This is a genomic window from Natrononativus sp. DTA114 (assembly GCF_059736515.1).
On sequence record NZ_JCASSN010000003.1, the window covers coordinates 560851 to 579554 of the forward strand.

The 18704-nt window shown below is 64.9% G+C and carries 18 protein-coding genes; 11 read left to right on the forward strand and 7 right to left on the reverse strand.

Annotation, left to right across the window (positions count from 1 at the left end; all coding sequences use genetic code 11):
* The first annotated feature begins 227 nt into the window (after positions 1–227).
* Positions 228–1535: a GTPase HflX gene (gene hflX / locus AC6I6S_RS12965; RefSeq protein ID WP_497950652.1), complete on the forward strand. Its 1308-nt coding sequence runs from the start codon at positions 228–230 to the stop codon at positions 1533–1535.
* A 21-nt stretch (positions 1536–1556) separates the two neighbouring features.
* On the opposite strand, the gene AC6I6S_RS12970 is transcribed toward hflX, so the two are convergent.
* From AC6I6S_RS12970 to AC6I6S_RS12980, 3 genes are all read right to left on the reverse strand, one after another.
* Positions 1557–2459: an NmrA/HSCARG family protein gene (locus AC6I6S_RS12970; RefSeq protein ID WP_497950654.1), complete on the reverse strand. Its 903-nt coding sequence runs from the start codon at positions 2457–2459 to the stop codon at positions 1557–1559.
* Between the two features lie 267 nt (positions 2460–2726).
* Positions 2727–2870, reverse strand: coding sequence for a hypothetical protein (locus tag AC6I6S_RS12975; RefSeq protein ID WP_497950656.1), 144 nt, complete (start codon positions 2868–2870; stop codon positions 2727–2729).
* A gap of 57 nt (positions 2871–2927) precedes the next feature.
* The gene (locus tag AC6I6S_RS12980) at positions 2928–3482 is read right to left on the reverse strand and encodes a GMP synthase subunit A (protein WP_497950657.1); all 555 of its coding nucleotides are present in this window, start codon (positions 3480–3482) and stop codon (positions 2928–2930) included.
* A gap of 111 nt (positions 3483–3593) precedes the next feature.
* Between AC6I6S_RS12980 and AC6I6S_RS12985 the strand changes: the two genes are divergently transcribed.
* Positions 3594–3731, forward strand: a complete 138-nt coding sequence (locus tag AC6I6S_RS12985) for a hypothetical protein (RefSeq protein ID WP_497950658.1) — start codon at positions 3594–3596, stop codon at positions 3729–3731.
* Between the two features lie 54 nt (positions 3732–3785).
* On the opposite strand, the gene pan1 is transcribed toward AC6I6S_RS12985, so the two are convergent.
* Entirely contained in the window at positions 3786–5003 is a 1218-nt protein-coding gene (gene pan1 / locus AC6I6S_RS12990; RefSeq protein WP_497950660.1) for a proteasome-activating nucleotidase Pan1, read from the reverse strand.
* Positions 5004–5128: 125 nt separating this feature from the next.
* Between pan1 and AC6I6S_RS12995 the strand changes: the two genes are divergently transcribed.
* The 4 genes from AC6I6S_RS12995 to AC6I6S_RS13010 all read left to right on the forward strand — a co-directional run bounded on the left by AC6I6S_RS12995 (position 5129) and on the right by AC6I6S_RS13010 (position 9958).
* A complete protein-coding gene (locus AC6I6S_RS12995) occupies positions 5129–5398 on the forward strand; it encodes a MarR family transcriptional regulator (protein WP_497950661.1) in 270 nt (89 codons plus the stop codon).
* 78 nt (positions 5399–5476) lie between these two features.
* Positions 5477–6931, forward strand: coding sequence for a DNA double-strand break repair protein Mre11 (mre11, locus tag AC6I6S_RS13000; protein ID WP_497950662.1), 1455 nt, complete (start codon positions 5477–5479; stop codon positions 6929–6931).
* Complete coding sequence (gene rad50, locus AC6I6S_RS13005) at positions 6928–9597, forward strand: DNA double-strand break repair ATPase Rad50 (protein WP_497950664.1); 2670 nt, start codon at positions 6928–6930, stop codon at positions 9595–9597. The genes mre11 and rad50 overlap by 4 nt, the downstream gene beginning before the upstream one ends.
* A gap of 187 nt (positions 9598–9784) precedes the next feature.
* Complete coding sequence (locus AC6I6S_RS13010) at positions 9785–9958, forward strand: DUF1059 domain-containing protein (protein ID WP_497950666.1); 174 nt, start codon at positions 9785–9787, stop codon at positions 9956–9958.
* Between the two features lie 75 nt (positions 9959–10033).
* Here AC6I6S_RS13010 and AC6I6S_RS13015 read toward each other — a convergent pair whose 3' ends face one another.
* From AC6I6S_RS13015 to AC6I6S_RS13025, 3 genes are read right to left on the reverse strand one after another with little or no spacing between them, the layout of a single operon-like run.
* Positions 10034–10495, reverse strand: coding sequence for a DUF7346 family protein (locus tag AC6I6S_RS13015; RefSeq protein WP_497950667.1), 462 nt, complete (start codon positions 10493–10495; stop codon positions 10034–10036).
* A gap of 2 nt (positions 10496–10497) precedes the next feature.
* On the reverse strand, positions 10498–10956 hold the full coding sequence (locus AC6I6S_RS13020; protein WP_497950669.1) for a DUF7322 domain-containing protein: 459 nt from the start codon (positions 10954–10956) through the stop codon (positions 10498–10500).
* Positions 10957–11009: 53 nt separating this feature from the next.
* Entirely contained in the window at positions 11010–11177 is a 168-nt protein-coding gene (locus tag AC6I6S_RS13025; protein ID WP_497950670.1) for a DUF7331 family protein, read from the reverse strand.
* 147 nt (positions 11178–11324) lie between these two features.
* On the opposite strand from AC6I6S_RS13025, the gene AC6I6S_RS13030 reads away from it, so the two are divergent.
* The 5 genes from AC6I6S_RS13030 to AC6I6S_RS13050 all read left to right on the forward strand — a co-directional run bounded on the left by AC6I6S_RS13030 (position 11325) and on the right by AC6I6S_RS13050 (position 18650).
* Positions 11325–14045: a DNA-directed DNA polymerase gene (locus AC6I6S_RS13030; protein ID WP_497950672.1), complete on the forward strand. Its 2721-nt coding sequence runs from the start codon at positions 11325–11327 to the stop codon at positions 14043–14045.
* Positions 14046–14219: 174 nt separating this feature from the next.
* Positions 14220–15134 (forward strand): ABC transporter ATP-binding protein, encoded by a 915-nt coding sequence (locus AC6I6S_RS13035; protein WP_497950673.1) that lies wholly within the window; start codon positions 14220–14222, stop codon positions 15132–15134.
* Positions 15135–15195: 61 nt separating this feature from the next.
* Positions 15196–16626 carry a Fe-S cluster assembly protein SufB gene (gene sufB / locus AC6I6S_RS13040; protein ID WP_497950675.1) on the forward strand — a complete coding sequence of 477 codons (1431 nt, stop codon included), beginning with the start codon at positions 15196–15198 and terminating at the stop codon, positions 16624–16626.
* 1 nt (position 16627) lies between these two features.
* Positions 16628–17890, forward strand: coding sequence for a Fe-S cluster assembly protein SufD (gene sufD / locus AC6I6S_RS13045; protein WP_497950676.1), 1263 nt, complete (start codon positions 16628–16630; stop codon positions 17888–17890).
* Between the two features lie 235 nt (positions 17891–18125).
* Positions 18126–18650, forward strand: a complete 525-nt coding sequence (locus AC6I6S_RS13050) for a GNAT family N-acetyltransferase (protein ID WP_497950678.1) — start codon at positions 18126–18128, stop codon at positions 18648–18650.
* The last annotated feature ends 54 nt before the right edge of the window (positions 18651–18704 follow it).

Genomic DNA, 18704 nt, shown 5'->3' on the forward strand with positions numbered 1-18704 from the left:
TCTCACACCGCCGGTACTGCTTTCACTCTCGGCGGTGATCTCGACTCGAGAATGGAGACCCGCTCGTTTTCCTGATCGGACTCGGCCACCGCCCGTTGTCGACGGACTCTCAGCGCCGCGAGTGTCGTCGATAGCACCGGTCGCCTCGAGTCCGTGTTCTCGCCCCGATAGTCCCGACGCCGCTCGGGAGACAGCCACCGACCCATGAGCAACAGATCACAGATCCAATGTCACGACCACGTACACACGCACGAACTGCCGTCGTCGCCGCCCGCGGGCCGACCACCCCCGTCGAGACGGCCGAGATCCGCGGCCTCGCCGAAGCCGGGGGCTACGACGTCGCCGCCGAGCTGACCCAGTCGGGAGCCGAGGACACCGGAACGTATCTCGGCACCGGGAAAGTCGACGAACTCGCCGACGCCGTCGCGGACACCGGCGCCGGCGTCGTCCTCGTCGATAGCGGACTCACGCCGGGGCAACACCACGCCCTCGAGTCTGCGATGCCGCCCGATACCGTCGTCTACGACCGCTACCGGCTGGTGCTCGAGATCTTCGAGAGCCAGGCGGGAACCCGCCGCGCGCGGTTGCAGGTCGAACTCGCCCAGTTGCGCTACGACCTGCCGCGGATGATCGAGGCTGCCGACGAAGGGATGTTAAACCGAGTTACCGAGAGCGGGACGCCCGTCTACGACGCCCGCGACCGGATCGCCAGGCTGGAGCGGAAACTCGCTGAACTCCCCGATCCAGCCGAGCAGTTCCGCGCTCGGAGACGCGAGCAGGGGTTCGATCTCCTCACGGTCGCCGGCTACACCAACGCGGGGAAATCGACGCTGTTGCACCGCCTCGCCGACGACATGTCGCTTGAGAACGCCGACCCCGAGAGGGTCGCTAGCGTCGACGGCGGCTCCGACAAGCACGCCACCGCCGCGGTCGAAGATCAGTTGTTCAAGACCCTCGAGACGACGACCCGGCGGGCGACCATCGACGGGCGACCCGTCCTCGCCACCGACACAGTGGGGTTCGTGGACGACCTCCCCCACGACCTCGTCACCTCGTTCAGTTCGACGCTGTCTGAGGCCGCGGCGGCCGACGTCGTCGTGCTCGTCGCGGACGGGAGCGACGGCCTCGAGCGGTTCCGCGAGCGCCTCGAGGTTTCGCTCGACGTGCTCGCCGAGCAGGGCGTCGACGACGACGGGCTTCTGCTGGCCGTGAACAAGGTCGACCTGCTCTCGGCGAACGAACTCGAGGAGCGGCTCGCGGTCGCCCGCGAGCGGGTTCCCGCGGTCGTTCCGGTGAGCGTTACCGAGGGGACCAACCTCGATGCGCTCCTCGGGGCGGTACGCGACCGGCTGCCGACGGAGCGAGCGGTCCTCGAGATGCCGAACGGCGACGAGGCGATGGCGCTCGTCTCGCGGGCGTACGATCGAACGACCGTCGAGTCGGTCGACTACGACGGGGAGCACGTGAGAATCGAGTGTCGCGGCCGACCCGGCGTTATCGAGCGACTTCGGGGCCGAGCGGCCGGGATCGAGTGACCGGAGGCGCCGTAGCCGAACTCAGTCCATCGCCTTGACCCAGCCCGGCACCGCGGCCATCCCGTCTTTGTCCTCCCAGCCGTGTGCGCGAAGGTAGCCCTCGAGGTCCGTAAACTCGAACCCGAACCGGTCCTCGAGCGCCGGGATATCGGCGCTGTAGCCGACCTCGTTGAACCACTCGCACATCACGGTGAACTCCTCGCCGAAGCTCTCGTAGGCGTCCTCGATAGGGACGTGGTACGCCTCGACGCCGACGCCGGTCACGTCCGAGAGAACGTCGGCGGTCTCCTCGAGGGTCAATTCATCGCCCGCGAGTTCGACCCGCTCGCCGACGAACGTCTCGGGATCGGCGAGCGCGACCGTCGCGGCGCGGCCGACGTCGTCGACGTCGATCATCTGGAGGGAGACGCCCTCCTCGAGCGGGAGCGCGAGCGTTCCGTCCCCGACGATGTCCTCGGCGAAGGCCTCGAGATTCTGGAAGAAGAACACGGGCTGGAGAACGGTCATGGGGAGGTCGAGCTCCTGGGCGTACTGTTCGATCTCCCAGGCCGAATCGAAGTGGGGTACACCCGTCTCGCGCTCGTGGCTGCCGACGCCGCTGAAGACGAACTGGTCGACGTCCTCCTCGGCCGCAGCGTCTGCGATGTTCTTGCCCTGCTGGACCTGCGTTTCGTAGCCCTGCGTCCAGAAGTTCGTCACCGCGAAGACGGCGTCGACAGCCGCAACGTGCGGGCGCAGCGAGTCGGTGTCGTCCAGGTCGCCCTCGACCATCTCGACCCCGCGGCCGGCGAGTTCCCGCGCCCGTTCGCCGCTCGCATCGCGGGTCAGCCCGTAGATCTCGAAGTCGGTCTCTGACTCGAGGAGGTGGTCGACGACCGCGCCGCCCTGATTACCGGTCGCACCGGTGACGAGAACGCTCGTCATCGGCTGTTCACCTCGCCGTTGCCTGCGCGTTCAGTCGGCGAGACGGGCGGCGTCGACACCGTGCCGGTTGCTGGTTGCATTACGTTACCTGATTCGATCTGAAACCTATATACGCGTTTGGCGACACGTCGTTTACCACGTAACATCAGTGTCACCGCTTGCATCGATCGGGAGGGGGCGCGCACCCGCCGTCGTCGGTGCTGTCGGCCGGGTGGTACTGCGGTTAGTTTAACCTGCGGTCGCACCTGTGACGGCTTCGGCTGGTCATCAGGCGAGTACTTTGAGGAAAAACGGGATCATGACGGCCAGACCGACCAGTGCGAGCCACCACGGGAAGAACAGCAACAGGAACACGGTCATCAGTAGGCCGGTGCCAGCGAGCACGATTTTTCCGCCGAACGTCGGTGCCATACGTCGTCGTCGCGAGAGGGGTAGTAAAAAGTGTTGGAAATACGTCCAGAAAAGATGTTACGACGACTCGCAGATCTCGAGGAAGTTCTCGAAGACCTCCTCGCCACGCTCGGTGTGGGCGACTTCGGGGTGCCACTGGACGCCGTACAGATCCCGATCGGTGTCGCTCATCGCTTCGACGCCACAAACGTCACTTTTCGCGGTGAGTTCGAACCCGATGGGAAGCTCCTTCACCTCGTCGGCGTGGCTCGCCCAGACGCGCGTCTCGGGGTGAAGCGAGCCGATCAGCGGATCGGCCTCCTCGACGATCTCGACGGTAACGTCCGCGTAGCCGCCGTACTCGCCGCCGCCGACGCGCCCGTCGAGTTCGGCGGCCATGATCTGCATGCCGAGACAGATACCCAGAACGGGAACGTCGCCCTCGAGGTAGTCGGGAGAGCGGCCGATGCGGTCCATGTCGGGGCCGCCCGAGAGCACGACGCCGTCGGCGTCGACGTCTTCGGGCGGGGTGTCGTTGTCGATCAGTTCGGTGTCGATGCCGAGGTCGCGCAGCGCCCGCTGTTCCAGGTGGGTGAACTGTCCGTGGTTGTCCACCACGACGATTTTGGTCATTGACGAGTCGTAGCGACTCGGATGGTAAAAGCGGCCCGAAAGTCGGGTTCGATCCGGACGGGTCCACCGAGTCCCGGTACGTTTATGCGCTCGTCCGGACAGCGTCTGTGTATGGCAGTCGATCTCGAAAAGTACGACCACCCCTCCTGGATGACGGCGGCGGGAACCGGCGTTGGCTATCTGTTGATTCTCACGCTGCTGTTCGTCGCGCTGTTCGTCGTGCCGTGGCTGCTGTTTATGCAGCTGTAACTCGCGTCAAAACGAATCGACAGGACAGGAGAATCGCGGTCGGCCTGAGCCGTTTCAGGCGAACGTCTTCGAGACCTCGTCGGTCTCGTCGCTTTCTGCTTGCACCTTCTCCCAGGCGTTGCGGAAGTCCTCCATCCGGATCTCCGTGCGGTCGTCGCGGATGGCGAACATCCCGGCCTCGGTACAGACCGCCTTGACGTCGGCGCCGGAGGCCTCCGTCGCTTCGGCGGCGAGTTCGGCGAAGTCGACGTCGTCGGCGACGTTCATGTTGCGGGTGTGGATCTGGAAGATGATCTCGCGACCCTCCTCGTTGGGTTTTGGTACCTCGATGAGGCGGTCGAATCGGCCTGGTCGGAGGATGGCCCGATCGAGCATGTCGAAGCGGTTCGTGGCGGCGATGATCCGGATCTCGCCACGGTCCTCGAAGCCGTCCATCTCCGAGAGGAGTTGCATCATCGTTCGCTGGACCTCGGCGTCGCCGGAGGTCTTCGATTCGGTCCGCTTGGCGGCGATGGCGTCGATTTCGTCGATGAAGATCACCGCGGGCTCGTGCTCGCGGGCGACGTCGAACAGGTCGCGCACCAGTTTCGCCCCCTCGCCGATGAACTTGTGAACCAGCTCGGAGCCGGCCATCTTGATGAAGGTGGCGTCGGTCTGGTTAGCGACGGCCTTGGCGAGCATCGTCTTGCCGGTGCCCGGCGGGCCGTAGAGCAGCACGCCGCTCGGCGGGTCGATGCCGACGTCCTCGAACATCTCCGGCTTCTCGAGGGGCATCTCGACGGTTTCGCGCACCTCGTTCATCTGCTCTTCGAGGCCGCCGATGTCCTCGTAGCTCACGTCCGGACTCTCGGTGACTTCCATTACGCGAGCGCGCACGTCCGTCTCGTTCGAGAGGGTCTTGACGATAGAGAGAGAGTTGTTGACGGCGACGCGCGCGTCCGGATCGAGGTCGCTGCGCATCTCTTCTGTGACCTCGGTGAGTGCCTCCTGGTTGTTGCCGTGCTGTTTGATGATGACGCCCTCGTCGGTCATCTCCTGGACCGTGGCGACGAACAGCGGCGACTGCTTTAGCTTCTTGTTCTCGTGTGTGAGTCGCTCGAGTTTCTGCTGGTACTTGTTGTTCTCGGCGTTCGCATCGAGGAGCTTGTCCCGCATCTCCTCGTTTTGCGACTCGAGGACCTCAAGGCGATCTTCGAGTGACCGTATTTTCTCCTGTTGGGACGCCTCGTCCTCGTCATACGGGAGGTCGACGTCGTCCACAGTGTCGCTCATCACGTGCTGGTAGGTCATTGCTTCATAAGAGGTTTCGGGTAGGTGCATCGAGACAGAATAATTACTGCAGAGAATAGAACTAAACAGGAAATATTATTAGGCCGTATGCGCAACTGTGGTTCACAATGAGCGCATCAGAGCAATTGCGACAGGACTCCGACCCGACCGGCACGTGGGAGGACGTCCGCGATCTCCCACCGAGTGCGAAACTCGTCGCGAAGGTGTTAGAGTACAACGAGACGATGACCCAGCAACAGATCGCCGACGAGACGCTGCTTCCGGCCCGGACCGTCCGCTACGCCCTGAACCGGCTCGACGAAGAGAACGTCATCCAGTCCCGCTTTTCCTTCTCCGACGCCAGAAAGCGTCTCTACACCCTCGAGATCGACTCCTAGCTCGACTCGCTCTCGACCCCCTCTACTTTCGCCCCGGTCACGGAATCCATTTAGGGCCACCGCTCCAAACGGTGATAGATGACACGGGTGATACATACGGGCGACACCCACATCGGGTACCAGCAGTACAACGCGCCCGAGCGACGACGGGACTTTCTCGAGGCCTTCCGGAACGTGGCCGAGGACGCGGTCGCGACGGACGTCGACGCCGTGATCCACGCGGGCGACCTCTTTCACGACCGCCGGCCGGGGCTGGTCGACCTCCAGGGGACCGTCGAGGTGCTCCGGACGCTTTCCGACGCCGAAATTCCGTTTCTCGCGGTCGTCGGCAACCACGAGGGGAAACGCGACGCTCAGTGGCTCGATCTCTTTGCAGACCTCGGGCTGGCGACCCGGCTTGGAGCCTCGCCCGAAATCGTGGAAAACACCGCCTTCTACGGGCTCGACTTCGTCCCCCGCTCGCGCCGCGAGGACCTCGAGTACGAGTTCGACAGCCCGCCCGCGGGAGCCGACCACGCGGCGCTTGTGAGCCACGGCCTGTTCGAGCCGTTCGCCCACGCCGACTGGGAGACAGAGACAGTACTCGAGGAGTCGAACGTCGCGTTCGACGCCGTCCTCCTGGCTGACAACCACGAACCCGGCATCGCCGAGGTTCGCGATAGCTGGGTCACCTACTGCGGGTCGACCGAGCGCGCGAGCGCCAGCGAGCGCGAGGACCGGGGGTACAACATCGTCGAGTTCGAAGCCGGTGAGCAGCCGGCGATCAGCCGCCGCGGGCTCGAGGTCGCCCGCGAGTTCGTCTTCGTCGACGTCGACCTCGCCGAGGGCGAGGGAACCGACCGCGTCCAGGAGCGCGTGCGCGAGTACGACCTCGAGGACGCGGTCGTGGTCGTCACCGTCGAGGGCGAGGGCCGCCCGATCACGCCGGCGACGATCGAGACGTTCGCGGCCGACCGGGGCGCGCTCGTCGCCCGCGTCAACGACCGCCGGGAGATCGCCGACGCCGACGAGGAGGTCACCGTGAGCTTCGCGGACCCCGACGACGCGGTCCGCGAGCGGGTCCGCGAACTGGGGCTTTCCGACGCCGCCCTCGAGATCGATCGAACGGTGCGCGACGGCGAAGTCGTCGACGCCAACCTCCGCGAAACCGTCGAACGGCGGGTGCGGGACCTGCTCGAGGACGACCGCGGCGCGTTCGAGTCCGCGCCCGACCGCGACCCCGCCGAGGTGACGACGGTCGCCGACGCGCTCTCGAGCGACGGCGGCGCGGACGACGAACCGGCGGCGGACGTGACTGCCGATCACGACGAGAGCGTCGGTGACAAGGACGAGGGACGATCAGAGGACGGCGGCATCGAGTCCGCCGACGGCAGCGACGAGAGGCGGGTGGACGACGAAGACCGGGAGGCCGAGGGCGACACCGATGAGCAGCCAACCGAAGCCGACGGAGACACCGGTGACCAGCCAACCGAGACCGACGACGCAGAGCCGCCAGCCGACGACGGCCAGGTTTCGATGGGTGATTTCACGTGAGAGTCGATCGCGTCCGCCTCGAGAACTTCAAGTGCTACGGCGAGACCGACCTCCGGCTGAATCAGGGTGTCACCGTCGTCCACGGCGTCAACGGCAGCGGCAAGTCGACGCTGCTCGAGGCCGTCTTCTTCGCGCTCTACGGCTCGAAGGCGCTGGACGACCGGACCTTAGACGACGTGATCACGACCGGCGAAGAGGAGGCGGCGGTCGAGTTCTGGTTCACCCACGGCGGCACCGAGTATCACATCGAGCGTCGCCTGAAACTCCGCGGGGATCGGGCGACGACCACGACCTGCGTCCTCGAGGGCGACGGCGAGCCGATCGAAGGTGCCCGCGACGTCCGCCGGGCGGTCACCGAACTCCTGCGGATGGACGCCGACGCGTTCGTCAACTGCGCCTACGTTCGTCAGGGCGAGGTGAACAAGCTGATCCACGCCTCGCCGCGCGAGCGCCAGGACATGATAGACGACCTGCTCCAGCTGGGTGCCCTGGAGGAGTACCGCGAACGCGCCGCCGACGCCCGCCTCGGCGTCAAGGACGTTCTCGGCGAGATCCGCGGCAAAGCGGAGGGGATCGCCGAGAGCATCGAGGCCAAGGAAGAGAAGAATCTCCACGCGCGGCTGAACGACCTCGAGTCCCGCCACGCGAGCCGCCGCGAGGAGATCGACCGGTTCGAGGGCAACCAGCGCGAGGCCGAGAGCACGCTCGAGCAGGCCGAATCGATCCTCGAGCGCCACGAGGAAACGCGCGAGGAGATCGACCGGCTCGCCGACGAGATCGACGACCTCCGGAAGACGATCTCCGAGACGGCAAGCGAGCGAGAGTCGCTCAAGGCGGAGATCGACGAACTTCGCGAGGAACGAGAGGAGGCCGAAGAAGAGCGAGCGACGCTGCTCGCGGAGGTCGACCTCGGTGAGGCGTCCCCGGCCGAGCGCATCGAGGCGCTCGAGGCCGAGGACGAGGAGCTTCGGGACCGTCTCGAGGAGCTCCGCGTCGAAATTTCCCAGCGAAGCGACGAGGAAACGCGGCTACGTGAGCGCGCCGACGAGCTCGAGGCGGAAGCCGAGGCGGCCCGCGAAACGGCCGCTGAGCTCGCGGAGCGCCTCGAAACCGACGAGGAGACGATCACAGAGCGCGAGGGGACGCTGTCGGAACTGGACGACGAGATCGAGGTCGAGCGTGGCCGATTCGAGGATGCGCCGGTCGCGTTCGGCGAGGCCGCCGACCATCGGACGGCGCTCGCCGACGAGCGCGAGGAGCTTCGATCGGCGCGTTCGGAAGTACAGGCGAAGATCGAAGCCGCGACGGCCGCCATCGAAGAGGGTGAGGAACTGCTCGCGGCCGGCAAGTGCCCCGAGTGCGGTCAGCCCGTCGAGGACTCCCCACACGTCGACGTCCTCGAGGACCGCCGGGAGGAACTCGAAGCCCACGAGGGCGAGCGCGCTGAACTCGACGACGATCTCGAGGCCGTCGAGGAGCGCCTCGAGCGCGCCGAGGAGCTCCGGGAGGTCGAACGGCGGGTCGACACCCTCGAGGGAAACCGCGAGAACGTCGAACAGCTGCTCGCGGAGAAGCGCGAGACGCTGTCGGATCGTCGGGAGCAACGCGACGACCGCCTGGAGCGGGCCGAGGACCTCGAGGAGACGGCCGCCGGCAAACGAGAGCGAGCGGACGACCTCGAGGCCGAAATCGATGAGCTGCGGGCGGATCTCGGCGAGATCAACCGCAAGCGAAGCGAGTGTAAGTCGACCCTTGAGTCGCTGCGCGAGGCAGAGACGTTGGCCGATCGGATCGAGAGCCTCGACTCCGAGATCGAGGGTTGTCGCGAGCGCCGCCGGAGCAAACACGAACTCAACGAGGAGCGTCGGACTCGCCTGTCGGAGAAGCGCGAGCGCAAACGGGAACTCGAGGACGAGTTCGACGACGACCGGATCGAGGAGGCTCGACAGGAGAAGGCGAACGCGGAGTCCTACCTCGGTCAGGTCGAGACGAAACTGGCCGAGCTTCGGGCGGAGCGCGACGAGCTCCAGACCGAGATCGGCGCCGTCGAGAACGAACTCGGGGAACTCGAGGAGCTCCGGGAGCGGCTCGAGGCGGTCGAGGCCCGGTGTCAGGACCTCGAGTCGCTGTACGAGGAAGCGGAGACCTTACAGACGACCTACGGCGAGTTACGCACCGAGTTACGCCAGCGCAACGTCGAGACCCTCGAGCGATTGTTGAACGAGACGTTCGAACTAGTCTACCAGAACGACTCCTACGCGGCGATCGATCTCGACGGCGAGTACCGACTGACGGTGTACCAGAAGGACGGCGAACCGCTCGAGCCCGAGCAGCTGTCCGGCGGCGAGCGGGCGCTGTTCAACCTGAGTCTACGGTGTGCGATCTACCGGCTGCTGGCCGAAGGGGTCGAGGGGGCGGCGCCGATGCCGCCGCTGATCCTGGACGAACCGACCGTCTTCCTCGATTCGGGCCACGTCACGCAGCTGGTGTCGCTGATCGAATCGATGCGGAAGCTGGGTGTCGAACAGATCGTCGTCGTCAGCCACGACGAGGAACTCGTCGGCGCGGCCGACGAACTCGTCCGCGTCGAGAAGGACGCGACCACGAATCGGTCGCGCCTCGAGCGCGAGGAGCCGCCGGACGTCTCGCTGTTGGCGTCGGACTGAGCGGCCGCTGGTGCAGCTTCGTGGAGTCGGCCGGGCGTGCGTCGACAGTCGCACGAGCGACGCTCTTTCCCCCTCGAGTGGGTCCCGGAAACGCCTAAGTAATACATCGACGTAGATTCTGTGCCGTTCGGTACCACTGCTCACGCGGCCGGGTACGATCGCCGAATGGGATGGGAGAGGATCGACTATGACACAAGCACACAAACTCGATTGCGAGTCGGTATCGGAGGAGTGCCGCTTTATCGTCCAATCGGAGAACGAAGACGAGGCACTCGAACTGGCGAAAAACCACATGCGGGAGGTGCACGGGCAGGAGGTAACGGACGACGAACTCCGGAACGATCACCTGCAGGTCGTCTGAGGGCAGGGCGACGGTCGATCGGTTGGCCCCCGGGCCGACAGTGTGGATGCTGCCAGCCGAGTCGAGCGAGCGTCCTCACCGCTCGGTTTTCGAGCGTTCGAGGTCCGGTTTTTCGTCTGCTCGAACCGTCTCGATCGCCGTCTCGCAGCGGTCGGTGATCCGATACCCGCGCTCGCCGGCGACGTCGGTTTCCTCGAGTAGCCCCGCCGCGGTGAGTTCCGCGAGGATGCCGTGGAGATCGCTCTCACAGAGATCGTAGGTGCCGAGCAGCGTTCGAACGCCCATCGGGCCGCGCTCGCCGAGTTCGATCAGGAGGCCCAGCGTCCGCTCGTCGTGGACGGCGGTGAGGAGCTGGCGAACCGTCGGTTTGACGCCGCTGGCGGCCGTTTCGAGCGGCGATGACCCCTCGGCGAGTTCGAGTCGGTCGTTCTGTACGTAACACTCGTTGCCGGTCGCCGGATCGCGGACGAGGCTCGCCGTTCCGGACTGTTTGATCAGGAGGTACGGTCTACCGTCGTCGTCTCGTACGGTTTTCATGGTCAGTCGTGGTCGGTTGGCTGGGAGGAATCGGCGTCCGTCGGGTCCTCGACGTCATCGGGTCGCTCGTCAGACGGTGCGGTCGCCGGCTCGCTCGAGTCGTCGTCGGCCGCGGGCGGATCGGCCTCGTCTTCGGCAGCGCCAGAGTCGTCGTCGCTCGAGCGGCGAAACGATCGGTAGCGGTAGACCGCAAACCCGAACAGTACGATCCCGCCGCCCAGAAGCGGCCCGCCGACGGAGAGATCCGACTCGAAGACGAGAAACAACACGCCGAGCGAGAACGCGAGAACGGCAGCGTTGACGACGAGCACGATCGCCCAGAACGTCTTGAGGAGCTCCGGCGGAACGTCGGTTTCGTCGGTCGAAACCTTCGGAATCGTCAGTGAATCCGACTCCGGGTCCGTCAACTCCGCCTCGGGGTCGTACTCTTCCGGCTCGTTCTCGGTCCGCTCGAATACCACATGTGCGGAAACACCCGGTCGTTAGAAAAGCGTTGGCGTTCGCCGGCCCGCGCTCAGGCGACGTCCCGAAGCGGAAACGAGCGCGTCGTTTCTACCCACGCAAGTGGGTTCTCCGCGTCGTAAAAGACGACGCCGTCGTCGGTTTCGTAGGACTCGATCGTGGCGGTTCCCGTCTGCTCGTCGCTCGGTTCACCGTCGTCCGTCGTACCATCGTTGTTCACACGGGGGGACACGTCTATCGCCTCTTTCTATGATGTGTGTTACCATATTAAATGCTTTGTGACTCCTGCAGGAGGGGCAACCCGATGAGCGCACCGCGTCGGTGGATTGCAGGGGTTTTTATCCGGCGGCTGCAAATCCGAGTAGCAATGAGTGACGCGGGGCAAACGGGGCTCGAGGCGTTCGCGAGCGACGCCGAGGGGCGACCCGACGAGGAGGCGGTCGCCGTCGCGGGCAACGGCGGCTCTCGGGCGGCCGAGGTTATCGACGTCGTCGAGGAGACGCTGCCCGAACCGACCGACGAACTCGAGCTCGCCGTGATGCAGGTCGATTACACGATCGCCGGCTACGGCGACGACGAGCAGCCGATCATGCACGTGTTCGGACGCACTCCGGAGGGCGAACTCGAGCACGTCCAGGTCGTCGGCTTCCGGCCCTACTTCTACGCGCCGACGGCGACGCTCGAGCGCCCGCCCGAGGAACAGTACGACCGGCTGACCGGCAGCCGCGAGGTCGGCGAGGACGGCGAACCGTACGAGAGCATCCGCGGGGAGAAACTGACGAAGATATTCGGCCAAACTCCGCGGGACGTCGGGAAGGTCCGGGACGATTTCGAGCACTACGAGGCCGACATCCTCTTCCCGAACCGGTTTCTGATCGACAAGGACGTCCGGAGCGGCATCCGGATTCCGGAGCGGCGGGCTGACGACGACTCGCTGGTCGTCCCCCACGTGGAGGTCGAGGCGGCCCCCGTCGACGCCGAACCGCGCGTGCTGACGTTCGACATCGAAGTCGACGACCGCTCGGGCTTCCCAGAGGAGGGTGAGGAGCCGATCATCTGTCTCACGAGCCACGACTCCTACCGCGACGAGTACATCATGTGGCTGTACGAGGCGCCCGTCGGTGACGGGGAAACGCCGGCCGAAATCGAGGGCTACGAACCGATCGAAGGGGCGATCGACCACGAGGTTCGCAGCTTCGAGCAGGAGGAGGCGATGCTCGAGGCGTTCGTCGACTACGTCCGCGAGACCGACGCGGACGTCCTCACCGGCTGGAACTTCGACGACTTCGACGCGCCGTACTTCCTCGACCGCCTCGAGGAACTGCAGGGTCCCCACCACGACTACAACCTCGAAGTCGACCGGCTCTCGCGGGTCGACGAGGTCTGGCGGAGCAACTGGGGCGGCCCCGACATCAAGGGACGGGTCGTTTTCGACCTGCTCTACGGCTACCAGCGGATGGTCTTCTCCGAACTCGACTCCTATCGACTCGACGCCGTCGGCGAGGCTGAACTCGGTGTCGGAAAAGAGCGGTACGCCGGTAAGATCGGCGACCTCTGGGAGGACGACCCCACCCAGCTGCTCGAGTACAACCTCCGGGACGTCGAACTCTGTGTCGAACTCGACCGCCAGCAGCAGATCGTCGCCTTCTGGAACGAGGTGCGTTCGTTCGTCGGGTGTAAACTCGAGGACGCGCCGACGCCCGGCGACGCGGTCGACATGTACGTGCTCCACGAGGCGTACGGCCAGTTCGCGCTCCCCTCGAAGGGTCAGCAGGAAGCCGGCGAGGAGTACGAGGGCGGGGCGGTCTTCGACCCCATCACGGGTGTCAAGGAGAACGTCACGGTGCTCGACCTGAAGAGTCTGTACCCGATGTGCATGGTGACGATCAACGCCTCGCCGGAGACGAAAGTCGACCCCGAGCGCTACGACGGGGAGACCCACGTCGCCCCCTCGGGGACCCACTTCCGCCAGGAACCAGACGGCGTCATGCGAGAGATGATCAACGAACTGCTCGCGGAACGCGAGGAGAAGAAATCGCTGCGCAATGAGCACGAGCCCGGCACGCCGGCGTACGAGCAGTACGACCGCCAGCAGGGGGCGGTGAAGGTCATTATGAACTCGCTGTACGGCGTGTCGGGGTGGGATCGGTTCCGCCTGTACGACAAGGAGGCGGCCGCGGCGATCACCGCGACCGGCCGGGAGGTCATCGAGTTCACCGAAACCGCGGCGAAGGAGATCGGCTACGACGTCGCCTACGGCGACACCGACTCGGTCATGCTCGAGCTCGGCCCCGAGGTCTCGAAGGAAGAGGCCATCGAGCAGTCCTTCGAGATCGAGGAGTACGTCAACGGCCGCTACGACGACTTCGCGCTCGAGGACCTGAACGCCACTGAACACCGCTTCCAGATCGAGTTCGAGAAGCTCTATCGGCGCTTTTTCCAGGCCGGCACGAAGAAACGCTACGCCGGCCACATCATCTGGAAGGAAGGCCAGGACGTCGACGACGTCGACATCACCGGCTTCGAGTACAAGCGCTCGGACATCGCGCCGATCACCAAGGAGGTGCAACACCGGGTGATCGAGATGGTCGTCAAGGAGGGTGATATCGAGGGCGTCAAGGAGTACGTCAACGGCGTCATCGAGGAGTTCCTCGAGGGGGAGGTCAGCTTAGAGGAGATCGCCATTCCGGGCGGGATCGGCAAGAAACTCGGAAACTACGACACCGATACCGCCCAGGTCCGCGGTGCGAAGTACGCAAACCGCTTGTTAGGGACGAACTTCCAGCGCGGAAGCAAGCCCAAGCGGCTCTACCTGGATCGAGTCGATCCAGCCTTTTTCCGACGAATGGAGAGCGAGGAAGGGTTCGACCCCCAGACGGACCCGGTGTACGGCGCATTCAAGCGCGACCCCGACGTGATCTGCTTCGAGTACGAGGATCAGATCCCCCACGAGTTCGAAATCGACTACGACACGATGCTCGAGAAGACGCTCGAGGGACCGATCGAGCGCATTCTCGAGGCGTTGGGCGTAAGCTGGGAGGAGGTCAAGAGCGGCCAGGAGCAGACGGGCCTGGACAGTTTCATGTGACACGGCTCGACGTCCGCAAACCGGACACGGCGTCGCCTCCCGCCGTCGACGGCCGACCGCCAGCCGCTTTCCGATTCAAAAAATTATCTTCCACATTCGACAGCGTATGCAGTCAGACACGAAACCGTTATGAGTCCCACGACCCACCGTCCGAACGACAGAGGTAATCCGCATATGGCACGACTCCAACTCAAAAACTTGCACGCGGAAGTGGCGGAGGGCGACGAGAAAATCCTGCGCGGCGTCGACCTCGAGGTCGAATCGGGCGAGATCCACGCACTGATGGGACCGAACGGCTCCGGGAAGTCGACGACGGCGAAGGTCGTCGCCGGCCACCCGGCCTACGAGGTCACCGAGGGCGAGGTTCTCATCCACCTCGAGGAAGACGAGTTCGGCGAGGACTTCGAGATTCCGGAGGACAAGCGCACCTGGAACCTGCTCGAGCTCGAGCCCAACGAGCGCGCCGCACTCGGCGTCTTCCTGGGCTTCCAGTACCCCGCAGAGATCGACGGTGTCACGATGACGAACTTCCTCCGCACGGCGCTCAACGCCAAGATCGAGGAGCGCGAGGAGCTGTTCGAGGACGAGGAGGAAGCCGCCGACGAGGACGACGAAGAAGACGAGACGCCCGCGACCTCGCCGATGGAAGGCCCAGCCGACGAGGGCGAGGTCGGCGTCGCCGAGTTCCAGGAGATCCTCTCCGAGAAGATGGCCCAGCTTGACATGGACGAGAAGTTCGCCCAGCGGTACCTCAACGCGGGCTTCTCCGGCGGCGAGAAGAAGCAGAACGAGGTGCTCCAGGCTGCGATCCTCGAGCCCTCGGTCGCCGTGCTCGACGAGATTGACTCCGGGCTGGACATCGACCGCCTCCAGGACGTTTCTGCGGGGATCAACAAGCTTCGCGACGAGCAGGGAACCGGCATCCTTCAGATCACCCACTACCAGCGGATCCTCGACTACGTCGAACCCGACCGCGTCCACATCATGCTCGACGGGAAGGTCGTCAAGAGCGGCGACGCCTCCCTGGCCGAGGAGCTCGAGGACAAGGGGTACGACTGGGTCCGCGAGGAAGTCTACGAAACCGCGTAACCGGATTCGACTAGAAGAACCGGTATAACCCTAGAGCCGCAACCATCACTAGATACACACCATGAGTTCCGATCAAGATCACCTCAAAGAGACGGACACCGAGGCGCGCTTCGACTTCAAACAGGAGCAAAACGCCGCGGTCACGTCCGAGAAAGGCCTGACAGAGGAGGTCATCCGCATGATCTCCGACGACAAGGACGAGCCGGAGTGGATGCTCGAGCGACGCCTCCGCGCGCTCAAGCAGTACCACGCGATGCCGATGCCGACCGACTGGCCCGGCCAGCCCGACCTCACCGAACTGGACGTCGAAGAGATCGTCCCCTACATCCGCCCGGACGTCGACAAGCGCGAGGGCGTCGACGACTGGGACGAACTCCCGGACGACATCAAAGACACCTTCGAGAAGCTCGGCATCCCGGAAGCCGAGCGGAAGGCGCTCTCGGGCGTCGGCGCGCAGTACGAGTCCGAGATCGTCTACCAGAACATGCAGGAGCAGTGGGAGGAGAAGGGCGTCGTCTTCATGAACATGGACCAGGCGGTGAAGGAGCACCCCGACATCGTCAAGGAGCACTTCATGACGACCTGCGTCCCGCCGAGCGACAACAAGTTCGCCGCGCTCCACGGCGCGGTCTGGTCCGGCGGCTCGTTCGTCTACGTCCCCGAGGACGTCACCGTCGAGATGCCCGTCCAGGCGTACTTCCGGATGAACTCGGAAGGGATGGGCCAGTTCGAGCACACCCTCATCGTCGCCGAACCCGGGAGCGAAGTCCACTACATTGAGGGCTGTTCCGCGCCGAAGTACGGCAAACACAACCTCCACAGCGGGGGCGTCGAGGTCTTCGTCAAGGAGGACGCCCACGTCCAGTACTCCACCGTGCAGAACTGGTCGAAGAACACGTTCAACCTCAACACCAAGCGCGCCATCGTCGAGGCAAACGGGACGATGGAGTGGGTCTCGGGCAGCATGGGTTCGAAAGCGACCATGCTCTACCCGTGCTCGATCCTCAAGGGTCGCGGCGCGACCGACACTCACATCACTATCGCCTTCGCGGGCGAGGGTCAGGACATCGACACCGGCGCGAAGGTCTACCACAACGCGCCGAACACGAAGTCGACCATCGAGTCGAAGTCGATCTCGAAGGACGGCGGCCGCACCAACTACCGCGGCCTCGTTCACATCGCCGACGGCGCCGAGAACTCGAGCACCGCCGTCGAGTGCGACGCGCTGATGTTCGACAACGAGTCGACCTCCGACACCATGCCGTACATGGAGATCGAGGAGTCGAAGGTCGACGTCGCCCACGAGGCCACAGTTGGAAAGATCGGCGACGAGGACATCTTCTACCTCCAGTCGCGCGGACTGGACGACGACGACGCAAAGAAGATGATCGTCGCCGGCTTCATCGAGCCGATCACGGAGGAACTGCCGATCGAGTACGCGGTCGAACTCAACCGCCTCATCGAACTCGAGATGGAGGGGAGCCTCGGATAACATGAGCACGACGCAGGTACACGCCAATCTAACCGAAGAACAGGTACGCGAGATCAGCGGCGATCTCGACGAGCCCGAGTGGCTCCTCGAGACGCGTCTCGAGGCGCTCGAGGCGCTCGACGAACTCGACATGCCGAAGGTCATCCGGACCCCCGGGCGGGACTGGACGAACCTCCACGACCTCGACTTCGAGTCGTTCGTCGATCCGCTGAACTGGGCCGAGAAGAAGGATCAGGTCGGCCCCGACGAGGTCGACGTACTCACGTGGGCCGAGGCGGTCGACGAGCACGAGGCGCTCTTGAGGGAGCACTTCGGCTCGACGGTCGACCCCCAGGAGAACTACCTGACTGCGCTGTCGACGGCGCTGTTCAGTACCGGTACCGTGATCTACGTCCCAGAGGGCGTCGACGCCGAGGACGTGACGATCCGGACCGAGATGAACTCCCAGTCGCTGTTCAACTACACGCTCGTCGTCACCGAGGAGTCGAGTTCGGTGACGATCTTAGAGCGCCAGTCGACCGGCGACGAGGGCGAGGTCCGCGACGGCGAGGAGCGAGCCAGCGGCTACGTCCCCCGCGAGGGCGGCGAGCGCTACTACAGCGGGATCGTCGAGATCGTCGCGGGCGAGAACAGCTACGTCCAGTACGGCAGCCTCCAGAACCTCTCTGAGGAGTCGTACAACTTCACGTGCAAGCGCGGCGTTACCGACACCTACGCCACCATCGACTGGATCGAGGGCAACATCGGTACGAAGCTCACGAAGACCGAAGTGTCGACGGAGCTCGCCGGCGACTCCTCGGAGACGCAGATCGTCGGCGCCTTCTACGGCCACAACGACCAGCACTTCGACCTCGACGTCAAAGTCTGGCACCGCGCCGAGCACACGACGGCTGACCTCGTCACCCGCGGCGTCACCGACGACGTCGCCCGCTCGGTGTACGAGGGCGTCCAGGACGTCGGCCGCGACGCCTGGGACACGAGCTCCTACCAGCGCGAGAACACCCTCATGCTGAGCGACGAGTCCGAGGCCGACGCCTCGCCGAAGCTCATCATCAACAACCACGACACCGAGGCCAGCCACTCCGCGACGGTCGGCCAGATCGACGAGGAGGACCTGCTGTACATGACCTCCCGCGGCGTCAACCCGCGAGCCGCTCGCAACATGCTCGTGGAGGGCTTCTTCGTGCCCGTACTCGAGGAGATCGCCGTCGAGGAGCTTCGCGACGACCTCGAAGAGCTCGTCCAGCAGCGTCTGCGCGAGTAACGCGTTCCGCAGACACAGTCGTTTTCTCGGTTCGGAAGACGGACGACACCAGCACCGTCTCTTCTATCCCTGCCTCTGCTCTCGCTTCTAGCGATACCACACCGGTTGGGTGATATGGTGAGCATCGGGGGATCGAGCCCGCTCGAGCACCGTCTCGATTTATTATGGCCGCTGTCGTCACTCACCTCGAGTCAACGATGCACAGAAAACGTCACAGAAGGGGGTGAACGCACCGGTGTCTGAGGTATCGATCCGAGCGGCGTCGGCCGAGGCCGCCGACCTGCTGGCCGATCTCGGGGCTCGAACGTTCCGCGAGACGTATCGCTCCGATATCGATCCCGATACGCTGGATGCGTACCTCGCGTCGACGTTCTCACCCGAGCGGATGGAGGCGGAGCTCGCCGATCCCGACTCCGAGTTCCTGCTGGCGGTTTCCGAGGACGAGCCGATCGGATACGCACACCTTCGAGCGGGTGGTTCGGCGGCGGTCGAAACCGAGCGTCCCGTCGAGCTGGTTCGGCTCTACCTCGAGCGATCCGCGATCGGGACGGGGGTCGGAACCGCGCTGATGGCGGCCTGTCTCGACCGGGCCGCTGAGCGCGGCTACGAAACCGTCTGGCTCGGCGTCTGGGAGCGAAACGAACGCGCCCGGGAGTTCTACCGAAAGTGGGACTTTCGGGAGGCGGGCTCACAGCCGTTCGAACTCGGTGGCGACACCCACACCGACGTCGTGATGGTCCGTGAGGTGAGCCGAGAGTAGGCCTTTTCAAAGACGGGTTCCAGGGACCGACGCCTCCCTCGAGCGACGACTGGG